The sequence below is a fragment of the Acetomicrobium sp. genome (assembly GCF_059026225.1).
Window position 1 is genome coordinate 443912 of record NZ_JBWQOQ010000002.1, and the last position, 13422, is coordinate 457333.

Annotated in this window: 9 protein-coding genes and 2 pseudogenes; 9 read left to right on the plus strand and 2 right to left on the minus strand. The window is 38.4% G+C overall.

Translation table 11 applies throughout. The features are described 5' to 3' along the window. The first annotated feature begins 908 nt into the window (after positions 1 to 908). Together AC5SXE_RS03290 and AC5SXE_RS03295 are read left to right on the plus strand one after the other, a co-directional pair. On the plus strand, positions 909 to 2387 hold the full coding sequence (locus AC5SXE_RS03290) for an amidohydrolase family protein (RefSeq protein WP_493916590.1): 1479 nt from the start codon (positions 909 to 911) through the stop codon (positions 2385 to 2387). Positions 2388 to 2488: 101 nt separating this feature from the next. Continuing rightward, entirely contained in the window at positions 2489 to 4066 is a 1578-nt protein-coding gene (locus AC5SXE_RS03295; protein WP_493916591.1) for an AbgT family transporter, read from the plus strand. 176 nt (positions 4067 to 4242) lie between these two features. Here AC5SXE_RS03295 and AC5SXE_RS03300 read toward each other — a convergent pair. Together AC5SXE_RS03300 and AC5SXE_RS03305 are read right to left on the minus strand one after the other, a co-directional pair. Next, positions 4243 to 4770, minus strand: a pseudogene (locus AC5SXE_RS03300) (transposase). A 32-nt stretch (positions 4771 to 4802) separates the two neighbouring features. Beyond that, a pseudogene (locus tag AC5SXE_RS03305) lies at positions 4803 to 5326 on the minus strand (IS256 family transposase). A 1157-nt stretch (positions 5327 to 6483) separates the two neighbouring features. Here AC5SXE_RS03305 and AC5SXE_RS03310 point away from each other — a divergent pair. The 7 genes from AC5SXE_RS03310 (at position 6484) to AC5SXE_RS03340 (ending at position 12482) form a co-directional block, all read left to right on the plus strand. Further along, a complete protein-coding gene (locus tag AC5SXE_RS03310; protein WP_493916592.1) occupies positions 6484 to 7104 on the plus strand; it encodes a GntR family transcriptional regulator in 621 nt (206 codons plus the stop codon). A 23-nt stretch (positions 7105 to 7127) separates the two neighbouring features. Continuing rightward, positions 7128 to 7919: a carbon-nitrogen family hydrolase gene (locus AC5SXE_RS03315; RefSeq protein ID WP_493916593.1), complete on the plus strand. Its 792-nt coding sequence runs from the start codon at positions 7128 to 7130 to the stop codon at positions 7917 to 7919. Positions 7920 to 7932: 13 nt separating this feature from the next. Continuing rightward, positions 7933 to 8610, plus strand: a complete 678-nt coding sequence (locus AC5SXE_RS03320; protein ID WP_493916594.1) for a DUF2848 family protein — start codon at positions 7933 to 7935, stop codon at positions 8608 to 8610. A gap of 109 nt (positions 8611 to 8719) precedes the next feature. After that, positions 8720 to 9412 (plus strand): DUF2848 family protein, encoded by a 693-nt coding sequence (locus tag AC5SXE_RS03325; RefSeq protein ID WP_493916595.1) that lies wholly within the window; start codon positions 8720 to 8722, stop codon positions 9410 to 9412. Between the two features lie 145 nt (positions 9413 to 9557). Then, positions 9558 to 10025: a TRAP transporter small permease gene (locus tag AC5SXE_RS03330; protein ID WP_493916596.1), complete on the plus strand. Its 468-nt coding sequence runs from the start codon at positions 9558 to 9560 to the stop codon at positions 10023 to 10025. Positions 10026 to 10028: 3 nt separating this feature from the next. Continuing rightward, complete coding sequence (locus AC5SXE_RS03335; protein WP_493916597.1) at positions 10029 to 11306, plus strand: TRAP transporter large permease; 1278 nt, start codon at positions 10029 to 10031, stop codon at positions 11304 to 11306. Between the two features lie 144 nt (positions 11307 to 11450). After that, on the plus strand, positions 11451 to 12482 hold the full coding sequence (locus AC5SXE_RS03340) for a DctP family TRAP transporter solute-binding subunit (protein WP_493916598.1): 1032 nt from the start codon (positions 11451 to 11453) through the stop codon (positions 12480 to 12482). The last annotated feature ends 940 nt before the right edge of the window (positions 12483 to 13422 follow it).

Here is a 13422-nt window from a genome sequence, read left to right on the forward strand (position 1 = left end):
CTTGCCATGCTGGGAAAGCAGTCGTGACGCATAGTCACGGTTGTAGCCGGTGATAGCTACAACGTTGTCAAGCTTTCTACCCTTTTCTTTCTTTGATAGCTTGTTATATCCTTTACTTGCCCCATAGACGATTTCCCTTCGAATCTACATTGACATCCTCACCCCGATTCCCCCTTACAGATGCCTTTAAGGGGATGATAGTTTCACTTTGATTTTTAGGTGAGGCAACTCGTCCTATTGACAAAAGCATAGATGAGCAATAAACTTATAGTACTATATTTATGATACAGTGTCTCGATAATCGAGACAAGCTAAAAATGATATTACTGTTAAAGTAATGAATAGTTTGAGAAGTGTAATGATATGAACTTTGAAAAACATATATTGTAGTGTGGGATAACACAAAAATGGCATAATAAAGCAAGCTTCGAAAGAATAATTTTTGAGACGAGATATTAAGAATAAAATGAACCAATATCTACCCTATTGAGTTGTCAGTTTCTAAATATAATAAAACCATCAAAATAGAATCAGATAACACAATACTATTTTGAAGGGAAATGCATTAAAAAATTATGCCGTAAAATTAATGTAGATTAGGTCAATATTCCCATGTATCTCGGTAATACTTATTTCAAAATTAGGGTGAAGCTTTAAAGCTAGCTCTTAAGGTAAAGTAAATATTCTCGGATTTTTCGAGAGCATACATAAAAAGAAGGGAGGGATTTTAGAATGTGCACAAGTGAATTAATGCCGATGTTACAAAGAAGTTATTAAAGTCTAACAAGTTTCAAAAGACAGCATTATTTATATGCATATCTGTATACAAACATGTTGATAGTATTCTGCAGTAACAATTAGGATTATGTAAAAATATGATTTTTTCTTTGAGTGAAAGGATGATAAGTGTGTTTGATTTAATAATTAATGGAGGATTCATAATCACAATGGATCCTAAAAATACGGTTATAAAAAATGGTTCCATTGGCATAATTGGAGATAGGATAGTTAAGGTGGGTAAATCGCAAGAATTTGAGGGTATTGAAGCTAAGAGAAAAATTGATGCTTTTGACAATATTATAATGCCTGGATTAATAGATGCTCACGGTCATGCTGGTCATGGGTTAACAAAGGGTTTTGGTACTTGTCTACAATCAGGAGACTGGCAACGACTTATGGAATACATTTATTTTGAAAATACTACCGATCTTTTTTGGTACGCAGAAGGATTGCTTTCTGGGGCAGAACGAATAAAGTTTGGAACTACTTGCGGATATTCGATGCTTGGTGCCGCACCTCGTTGTGATGAACCGATATATGCTGAGCAACATATGGAAGCTATGAGGGAAATAGGAATTAGGAATATTATAGGAATTGGCCCTTGTAGGACAACATGGCCAAGACGTTTCGTAAGATGGCGTAACAATAGCACTGAAGAGATTTTATTAACTCTAGAGGAGGCAATTAAGACTACTAAATATGTTTTAGAAAAGTGGCATGAAAAAAGTGATTTAAGTTTTGTGCATGTAAGCCCTTCAGGTATTGATAGAACTATGGGTGCCTCAACAGAGGAGGTTCAAAGTTTATTTAGAAAACTAAAAAGATTATCTAAAGAATATAATACAAAAATTAATGCTCATGCATATGCAGGACATATTAAGTTTGCACATGAATTTCTAAAGGATGTACTTGGCCCTGATACAGTTTTAGCGCATGTAACAGGAATTGATTCTGAAGAAATTAGCATATTGGCAGATACAGGAACCCATGTTGCTTCATCTCCTAGTTCACGTGCATTTATAAAACAGCGTTGTCCAGTTCCAGAGTTAATTGAAGCAGGAGCAAATGTTGTTTTATCCACAGATGGTAATGCACCAGATCGTACTTTTGATTTATTTAAGGAATTAAAAGTAGCTATGATAGAACATAGGTCACATTTTAGCGATATAAGTTATTTGCCACCTGGGAAAGTATTAAAAATGGTTACAATAGATGCTGCTAAAGCTCTAGGGCTTGACTCGATTATAGGTTCACTAGTCCCTGGCAAAAAGGCTGATATAATTCTCATTGATTTAAATAGTCCACACCTTGTGCCTAAAATGTTAGAACCAATACGAGCTGTTTATGAGGTTACAGGTCAAGATGTTAATACGGTAATTATAGATGGGGAAATTGTTATGGAAAATAGAGTTTTATTAACTGTAAATGAAGATAAAATAATTAGTTTAGCTGAGGAAGAAGCAGAGAAGATGATAGAACGCGCTAATTTAGCTAAGATTCCTTTTGAATATGAAGATGAGAGTTTCTGGGAAGGAAGTAAATATAATATTGTAGAATTAGATAAACACATTAATATATCTACTCCGAAATCCAAGATCTTTAAGTAGATGGTAAAAGTATATTATGTATATTATATTGTTCAGCGAGCAGCAGAAACTTGGTAGTAGTAGGATGATAAAACAAATTATTAAAAAAGGGGGTTTTTATAGTGCTAGATAAAGTAGTTCATCCGAAAACTACAAATAACGTATTAAAACCCAGCAAGTTTCAAAAGGTTATTTTATCTGCAGAAAGGCTTGGTAATAAAATACCACATCCACTTACAATATTTATTATACTTATAGGTATTTTATTTATAATTTCTCATTTTACACAAGGAATTGTTATAAAGCTTCCTGGCACTGATGATGAAATTATTACTCAAAGTCTTTTAAAAGCTGATTTTGTTAGAAGGTTTTTAAAGGATATACCAAAAAACTTTGTTGATTTTCCAGCATTACGTTATGCACTTGTTATAATTTTGGGGACTGCCGTATGTGAATATTCTGGCTTATTCAATGCTGTTATGAAACGATTTGTTGCGAATGCATCAAACACCTTAATAGCTACCATTGTTGTATTCTTAAGCATGAATGGAAATCTCATAGGGGATTCTGCTTTTGTATTTATACCAACATTAGCAGGGGTGGTATATGCGGCTAAAGGAAGAAATCCTATTTTAGGAATAGCGACTTCGTATGCATGCGTAAATGGAGGACATTCTGCTGCAATTATGTTTGGAAGTAGTGATGCTATTTTATGTGGCATTACAGAATCGGTTATGCAATTGCTCCCAATAACACAACACTATCCTGCCCATATAGCTATGAATTGGTATTTTCTTGCCGCATCAGCTTTATTATTGACTCCTATTGCAGTATATGTTTCAGAAAAGGTAATTGCTCCAATTGTTGAAGGAAGCGATGTATTTAATGTTGACGAAGACATCGATTATTATGTAGACGCAGATATGAGTGAATTAAAACCAATTGAACATAAAGGGTTGAAATACGCTGGTATATCTTTATTAATTTATATCGTTATAATATTAGTTTTAACAGTTCCCCAGGGTGCATTTTTTAGGAACACTGATACGGGAAATATCTTACCTAAATCACCTTTCATGGACAGTATAGTAATGCTGATGACATTCTTATTTCTAATTCCTGGTATTACATATGGAATAACCGTTGGCAAGATTAAAAAAGATAGAGATGTTGCAAAATATATGGTAAAAGGTGTAGCCTCAATGGCAGGATTTATTGTTATAGTATTTGGCGCGTCTCAATTCGTTGCATGTTTCAAAGATACAAATCTCGCTACTTTAATAGCTGTTAGAGGAACAGAGTTCATAAAAGCTATTAATTTAAAGGATGTACCTTTAGTAATAGTTTTTATTCTCTTTATGTCCTTTCTTAATCTTTTTGTTGTTTCAGCTTCTGCAAAATGGGCAATGGTTGCTCCGATATTTGTTCCGATGTTTGCATTATTAGGATATTCCCCTGCTTTTGCCCAGGCTCTTTACAATGTAGGTAATTCTTGTACAAATATTATTACACCCCTATCATCTGGACTAGCTATTGTCTTAGGTATGATGACAAGATATAAGAAAGATACGGGTCTTGGAACTTTAATATCATTAATGATACCTTTTAGTTTAGCATTTTTACTCTTTTGGACTGCTTTGTCTATCATATTTATATTATTTAATCTACCTCTTGGCCCGAATGCAGGAATATATTTGTAATACAAGACATTTATATAATAATTCTAGAAGAGTCTATTAGAGCTATTAAGTTCTAATAGACTCTAAATATAGCGAAATATTTAGCTTTGTTTATATAATTAATCTACATTTGCATTGGAGATGAAATGGTCAAGCCCTTATTTTTCTGTAAAATCGCCCTCTGATTAAAATCATGGTTAAACTTCAGTCATTACTAGAGCTACTTCGTCTATCTCACACTGTTGTTCCTGTTCCTGTTTCTTCCACTCCCAATATTCATCTATCTCGCAGTACTTCTTACCCGTAGACCATGCTTCGTCCTGTTCCATCAACAACGCTTTTACCCGCCTTAGTGCCGATTCGCGGTTAGGAAATATCCGAATCACCCCCTCTCTTCGCCTTATTTCCTGGTTTAATCTTTCCTGTCCGTTCGTGGTCCGAAGCCTCTTCCTGTAACGTGCAGGGAGGTTTAATACTGTTACGGCGTCGTCAAAGCCATCTTCCAGGATCTCTGTAGCCCTAAGGTTTGGGCAGAAAACACTTCAAGCGTCAGATTTAGCATGTGTCGTGCCGTAGATATGTCAGGTGCTTCAAAGATCGCCCTCAAGGTACGACTTTAGGTCTTTTTGCATGTTCTTGGGACACGAGTTAAACGACCTAGCGAAGTGGGTCTGACACCTCTGCCAGGTCGAACCTTGAAAATGCCTTTCTACGGCGTTGACCAGACTTGCAAGTTATCGGATACCACTATATCGACTCACCTAAGCCCCCTTGCCTTTAAGTCCTTGAAAAACTTTGACCAGCTTTCCTCTGTCTCGCTATTTCCTAACTCCATCCCCAAGATCTCCCTATATCCTTCCTGGTTGATTCCTGTAGCGACGAGTAAGCTGAAAGGCCTTACCTTGCCGTCTTCTCTTGCCTTTATTACAATGCCGTCTAACATCAGGAATGGATAAAGGGTTTTAGATAAATCCCTCTCTTTCCAGATCTGCAGCGAAACGTCAAGGTCTTTGCAAAGCTCTAGATATGGTCGATGCTGAGCATGTGTCCCGCAAAGCTCCTCCGTTGTCCTGGCGACCTTTCTGGTCGAAAGGCCATTGACGACCATCTCCATCAAGGTGGCGATTAACGCCCTTTCGCTTCGTTGATAGCGCTCGAATAATCTATAGTGAAAATGCCATCTCTTATCTGAGGTACTCTTAACGTCAAGGTCCCAACCCTGGTGGTTAACCCTCTTTCTTTGTATCCGTTGCGCATTCCCTGGCTTTTCCATGCGTTCATAAGGCTTTAGCGTTGATCTGCTTTAGTTCGCTGTTGCTCCAGTACCTGATTTATAAATTGTTCTATGACTTCCCTTAAGCTTTCGTCATTGCAGGAAAATAGAGACGTCAATCCTCCTCATTCAAGGTAATATAATATTGGGTCATCGTTGACCCTTTCGATAGTTTGGGTCTGTGATAACTTTATTCTATCAGAGGGCAATGACCCTTCCTAGTTTATTTGGGGAAGTGTCATCCTAAATTTTACAGATGATATCATGCGTAACTTTTGCTGCTCGTGAAATGGCTTTTACGAGTCACAAATTATTGTTTTGAGTCAATATAAACATGCTGCCCCTTCCACCGCCCACCCCGCAAAATAACTTTCACACATGCACCATGTCCACCCGCTTTGTAGAGGCATATCACCGTGGAAAAAAGAAATATCAAATCTTTCTGTCGCCAGCAACTAGCGGGCAGACCCCAGCTGTGACGCGATTTAGAGATGGCAGAAAGAAGAGCACAGAGAGAAATCAGCCTTCATTTCTCATATTTGAGAAAATTTGTCATTGACAAATAAGTAAGAAGCCCTTATATTATCTAATATACCAACTTGGATATTAGTATGGATACCAACATATATCCTTGTATTTCTTTTGATTTCGAAAATGAGGGATTACGTATGGAATGTCGTTTTGGATTATTGTTTGGATTATTGAAGGAACTAAAGTTAATACTATTACAATTGGTTTCTGAAAAGTTCATGATCTCGATTTTACAAACGTCGGCACGACCGAATCTTGATGTAGCCTTGCGAGTTTTTCTTCGTGTGATCCAAATCCCTCAATATTGCCCTTCCTTTCTTAACAAATCTCATCAGTTCAAACCAACTCATCATAGTGCACATTTACGATATCGTTATTCTTTTAATGATTTGGCATGAGAATGGGTGAATTGCGGGTGTCAAAATTTTTCTTAATCTTGAAGATGAAAAATCTGATGAGAAGGAAATGTGGCAATATGGCATTGTTTGAAAATGCCTATTTATGTTACTAGTTTTTACGATGTTGTTTAGTTTTGAAAATCACAGTTCTTAGTGATCTTTAAAAAGCATAAATATTCAATTGGTCTTTTGCCAGTTGCAAACAGGAATTTTACTTAACAGCAAAGGAGAAAAAAGTGGAACAACTACCAAGTAAGTCAGAGATTGCTTATCGGAAGATTAAAGAAATGATACATAAAGGGATTCTAACGAGGGATCAGCCGATTTCAGAAAATCGTTTAGCGTCCGAACTCAAGATGAGCAGAACTCCTATCAGATCAGCGCTTAAGCTTTTAGAAAAAGAAGGATTTGTCAAAATTGTACCGAAATTGGGTATTTATTTGCAAGAGCTTTCAGATGAAGAGGCGAATCAGTTATATGACGTTAGAAGGGCTCTTGAGAGATTTGTTATTGAACAAATAATTGATGTTATTACTGCCGAAGACATTAAGAAATTACGAGAAATGATTGATTCCCAGAGGAAGGCTTTTGAGCAAAATGATCCAGTTGCATTTATGGCTTCGGATCAGCAGTTTCATAGCTATTTTTTTAAAATTTACAATAATCCTAAGATGAGTGAATTGCTGGAACAACTTCAAGATCGTTTTTTTCTCATTGGTTTAAGGGCGTGCAAATATGGTAAACGAATGGAGCCCTCAATCCAAGAGCACACTTTACTTATTTCAGCGCTGGAAGAAAGAGATTTGAAGGCAGCTCTAGAGTACATTACCAATAATATAAGGTGGCAGTCAAGTTAGGACAGACAAAGGAGGAATCGTGCGTGATCCAAAAAATAGCCCTTTTACAGATGGATGTAACATTTGAGAATCCAGTTGCGAACAGGGAAAAAGCTGAACAGATGATACGTGAGGCTGTGAAGGGAAATCCTGATATTATTTGTTTGCCAGAAACTTGGAATGTGGGTTTTTTCCCAAAAAAGAACCTGAAAGATTTGGCAGATGTGAATGGTCAACCGACAAAAGAGTTGCTAAGTGGGCTAGCGAGTAAATATAAGGTCAACATAGTTGGTGGCTCTGTTGCTAATAGACGGGGCGACAAGGTTTATAACACTGGTTTCGTTTTTGACCGGAATGGGAAATGTATAGCCGAATATGACAAAATTCATGGCTTTTCTCCTTCTGGCGAACACACGTATTTCGAGGGTGGCTCCAGACTTTGTACTTTTGAATTAGATGGCATTAAAGCTGGAATGATTATCTGTTATGACATGAGGTTTGTTGAGCTGGTTCGCACCTTGGCGTTGGATGGCATCCAGATTTTATTTATACCTGCTCAATGGCCCCATCCCAGATTGAAACATTGGGAAATACTAGCAATGGCGAGGGCTATCGAAAATCAGATGTTTGTTGCTGCCGTAAATGGTGTTGGCACAGCGAATGATTTGAAGTTTTGCGGTAATTCTATGCTGATAGACCCTTGGGGGGAAATACTGGCCCATGCTGGGGAAGATGAAGAAGTTGTAATGGCGGAGGCAGATTTTTCCATAGTTAAAGATATTCGCGAGAGGATTAACGTCTTTAGAGATAGAAAAACTGAATTTTATAAATTATAGGGAGATTAGACACATGAAAACGATGGATCTTATGTTGGTCACCAAAGAAGGACGTAAAGAACTGCACATTGATTTTAACAAAGTATTGGCAATAGGATTCGCGGGAAGAAATCAGGCCAAAGCTATGGAACATATCCGCGAGCTTGAGAAACTTGGTGTAAAAGCTCCAGAAAGCATTCCTGTGTTGTATCCAGTAGCTGATCTCTTGGTAACGGATGAGGATTATATTCAGGTTCTCGGAGACAGAACCAGCGGAGAGGCAGAATTTACCATCATACTGCAGAGAGGGAAAATATATATAGGTCTGGGCAGCGACCATACAGATAGAGATTTAGAATCAGTGAGCATTGCTAAATCGAAACAAATTTGTGCAAAGCCATTGGCTAATGAAGTATGGCTATATGATGATGTGAAAGACCATTGGGATGATTTAAAACTCGTTTCTTGGCAGGTTTACAACAACAAAGAAGTGAAGTACCAAGAAGGGAAAGTCAGTGAGATTTTGAGAGTTGAAAAAATAATAGAGGAAGTGGGCAAGACTTACCCCAATATGGACAATATGATTATGTTCTCTGGCACTGTGCCTTTGCTTGACGGTTTTATTTATGGCGATTCTTTTAGATGTGAGCTTCAGGATGAAGTATTGCAGCGAAAGATAGCTCATGAATATAAAGTAGAGGTTCTTGGGTAAAGCTCTTACTGTAGTATTTGTAATTTTAACATCCTTCATCTCTTAAGATAGTTATAAGGGCGATCTATTTGCTATATAAAACTTTAGTAAAATACTTGGAGGAATCAAAATGAAAAAGGTCTGGTTTGATGTTGAAGACAAAAACGGAAAAGTAACACATATGGGGTTTGCTATCCGAAACTGCTGCCTTTTCGGATGGGCCGGGCGTAATAAGGATGAAATCAGAAAACATGCAGCAGAATTGGCCGAGCACGGCATAAGAGGGCCCAAGAGCATGCCAGAACATTTTTTTTGTTCTCCGAATGTTGTAACCCAAGATGATGAAATTACAGTAGTAGGCGATAGAACATGCGGGGAGATTGAATTCTTCTTCCTCGAGAGAGAAGGCAATATATATGTAGGCGTTACAAGTGAGCATACAGATAGATCTCTTGAAGCTGTAGACATGGTTAAATCGAAAGCTATTTGTCAGAAGCCTATGAGTAGCAAGCTCTGGAAATATAAAGATATAAAGGATCACTGGGATGATCTCGAACTGATTGCATGGCAGACAATGGATGGCAAAGAATCTGTCTATCAAAAGGAAAAACTTTCCGCTCTACTATCCCTAGAGACTCTTCGGGAGGAGGCCTTAAAACTCTATCCGAGCCTTGAAGATTGCATTATTTTCTCTGGCACAATTCCAGCTTTGAATGGATTAGTTTACGGGGAAAAGTTTAGAGGATGTTTGAAAGATGATGTCCTTGGTAGGAGTATTGGTTTTGAATACAGTATTAAAGTAGTTCCAGCTGACGAAGGTTAGGATGTTACGTAATGCTTATGGCATGGCGCGAGTTGGCTTATAGTAAAATTTTCAAGCTTGGTCTTGGTCGTGCCACGGAAAATAACCCGCCTTGCCCTAGGTAATGGCTTCTCTGGTGGGGCTGTAAGGAGTTGAATGGGCGCAAATGAAAAAGATATTTAATAACATCGAAGAAGTTTTATCAGCAATTGTTATGTTTTTTATGCTGGTGCTCACATTCATAAACGTAATTTCAAGATATTTCCTTAGTTCGTCTATTTCATTTACCGAGGAAATTACTACATCGCTGTTTGTTCTCTTATGCACACTTGGAGCTGCTATTGGGGTAAAACGTAATGCTCATTTAGGTTTGAGCTTAGTCACAGGCAAACTGAGCGAAAAATGGCAAAGGAGATTTTATCTTTTAGCCAGTATTTTAGGCGTGATCTTTTCTCTTGTACTTCTTTACAAGGGAATATTTATGGTAATTCAAGAGTACGAACTAAAACAGATTTCTATAACGCTGCAGTGGCCGGAATGGATATACGGTTCTTTTGTCCCCATAGGAGCGTTGTTTTTAACCCTACGTTTTATCCAGGCTATTTTTGAGTCTTTAAGGCGGAAGGAGGCGTAGTTAATGGTTGCTACCATATTGTTAGGATCATTCCTAGTGATGTTGTTGATAAATGTTCCTATTGCTATTACTATGGGCATTTCGAGTCTACTGGGTCTTATGGCTATGGGTATGAGCTTCGATATGATCCCCATTAATTTTTATGCAGCTAGTAGCAAGTTTGTTCTTCTCGCTATTCCTTTCTTTATTTTGGGCGGAAATATTATGGAAAAAGCAGGTATTTCCAGGAAATTGATCGATTTTGCCATGGCCCTAGTTGGTCATCTTAAAGGCGGACTTGCAATCGTATGTGTTCTTGTTTCCTGTTTTTTTGCTGCTATTTCAGGATCCGCTCCCGCTACAGTTGCAGCTCTCGGTATGATTGTCATTCCTGCAATGGTTAGTGTGGGGTACAAAAAAGATACAGCCTCGGCCTTAATGGCTGCATCAGGTGCCATAGGCCTCATTATCCCTCCATCTATTACTTTTGTTATATACGGTTCAATTGCTGGGGTTTCCATAAGCAAATTATTTATGGGCGGGATTATTCCTGGGCTTCTTATGGGAGCATTTATTGCTGTTTCATGTCTTTTAACGACAAGGAGAGAAGATATAAAAAGAATACCTAAAGTTCCTCTGAAACAGTGCTGGGTTGCTTTTAAGGATGCTATATGGGCAATTTTAATGCCTATCATCATATTAGGTGGCATTTATGGAGGAGTGTGCACACCTACTGAAGCGGCGGCAATATCTGCTGTTTATGGTTTAATTGTTGGAGCCGTTGTCTATAAGAGTGTTAAATTTAAAGATTTATATCAAATATTGGTTACATCGGCAGTCCAATCCGCTGTGGTTATGTTTATTACTGCTACGGCAAGTTTGTTTGCATGGATCATCACAACAGAGGGTATTGCAGCTGCGGCAAGTGAGCTACTCGTAAATATGGCGGGGGGAAATATCCTAATATTCCTTTTGATAGTGAATATCGTACTTCTTTTGGCAGGATGCGTTATTGACGGAACGTCAGCATTTTATATTTTCACGCCCATTCTTTTGCCAGTTGCAATTCAGTTGGGATATGACCCTTTGGCATTCGGTGTCATCATGGTTATGAACTTGGCAATCGGTAATGCTACGCCGCCTGTCGGAGTTTGCCTTTATGTTGCATGTGGAATCGGCGACGTGTCTCTCGAAGAGATATCCAAAGCTTCTTTGCCATTCTTGGCGGCATCGGTTTTGGCATTGCTTATTGTTACCTATATGCCCGCAATATCGCAGTTTTTACCTAATTTGCTGATGTGATGTCAGATTAGCAAGCGGTAGAAATAGGGACTAAATATGCAAGTTGAAATACAAGGGTGGAATGGAGTTTTTACTCCAGATTTTTAATATACTATTTGCTTTTAGCGTTTCTAATTCATATTCATAAGAAAAGGGGAGAGAATTGTGAAAAAAGTAATGTCTTTTATCCTTGTGGGTGTGTTTGTTCTTGCGTTTGCTCTTTGCTATGGCAATTCGGTAGTGGAAGCAAAAGAAAGCGGTTCCGATGATTATGAAAAGCTGAATCTAAAACTAAGTACGTCTGGAACAAATCTTGGTGTAGATGCCATTACCGCTCAGTACTTTGCTGATGCTGTCAAGGAAGCAAGCGACGGTAAAATTAAGATTCGAGTCTATCCCAACTGCCAACTTGCCGGCGGCAGTATGCCGAAAAGCATTGAACTTTTAATCGTTGGTGGCAACTATGAACTTGCAGTGTTCTCTGGTTCTGTTCTTGGTAATATTGATGCCCGATTCCTTACGCACTCTGTTCCTTTTATATTCTCAAGTTATGCCGAGGCAATTGCGAAGATGGATAGCACTGGTGGAGAATACTATACTAATTTAATGAAAGAAAAAGGATTGGTTTACTTAGCTGGAATTCATAATGGACTTCGTCAGCTTACTAATAATAAGAAAGAAATCAGAACACCAGAAGACCTTAAAGGGCTGAAGATCAGAGTTCCGAGCGGAGAAGTCTACATGAAAACATTACGTGAATTTGGTGCTGACCCAATTGCTATGAATTGGAGCGAAGTCTTTACCGCACTTCAGCAGGGGACTATTGATGGTCATGAAAACGGATATCAGACAATTGACTCAGCTAAAATTTATGAAGTGCAGAAGTTTATAACCGAGTGGAATTGGAGTTACGATGGCTATTGGCTGATGGCCAATAGCAAAGATTGGTCTAAATTCAGCGAAAAGACTCAAAAACTTTTATTGGAAAAAGCCAAGGAAGCCGAGGTGTATGGCAGACAGTATCTTGAAAACGCAGAAAAAGAGATAAAGAAAGACTTTATTGAAAACAGAGGAGTTACTATCACAGAATTGACACCGGATGAACTTGCTGCGTTTAAGAAAGCTGTAAAACCTGTGCAAGAATATTTCATAGAAAAGTTTGGTGAAGATGCAGCTTCTGCTTGGGGGCTTAAATAAGAAAAGTTCTCTATAAATTAGTTTTAAAGGGGTAGCAGAGATGCTGCCCCTTTTCACCCTTCCCTTACCTGCCAAATAATTTTCTAAATGTCGTTCACCCCGAAAACTTCAAAAATTTTTCACTTTTTTATTTTTTCGTTGCCATGGGCACACTTATACACTTATACATGTAGAGACTCAATATTTTAAAACCATTAGCAAGTTCGAGCGTCAGGATTTTTTTGAGTGGGATATCGAGCTACATTTCCGGTGGATATGGGCCCAAGTTTCAGATTCAACATCAAACTAGAATCTCAGGCCGAATGTAAATTCGAATTGCCTAAACAGCTAGAACTGATCGAACGCAGGAAATATTTTAAACTCACTAAGAGTTTCTCTTGGCCGTATTATCTCAGTTACATGATATTTCATTAGAGATAGTGCAAGTCCCGTGGCAGATTAGACACTTCTTAACGATTCTCGTGATTTTTGGTGGATGTGTGTAGACAGGTGCGTCATTCGTGACAGAGATGTTTTACCTATCGATAAAATGTCTACGCCGGTCTTTGCAACCTTGCGTCTATGAGTGAGGAAAAATATTTTTCCAAAGTGACAACAATAGCCGCGTATGTGGGGTGTTCCGTGCGCTTCACTCAAGAGAGCTTAAAACGAATGTAGTCGGAAAGATATTTGAAGTGAACCCCTCGATACAAAATAAGCGACAGCTCTCTTCGGAATATGTTCTCATTGATTGCCGAGCGACGCAATATATTCCTAAAGCGACAGTGGGACTGGAAGATACTCCTCAAGTAATGCGCGCGACTGTGGAGTATTTCCTGCTCAAAACGGGCAGAAAAGAGACTACCCCCCCACAAGGATTTTTCCACATTCAAAGCCATTGAGAAAATTCATGTCCTCGCCCGCGTGAACCATGAGATCGCAAGGGCGGTATCGAGATACG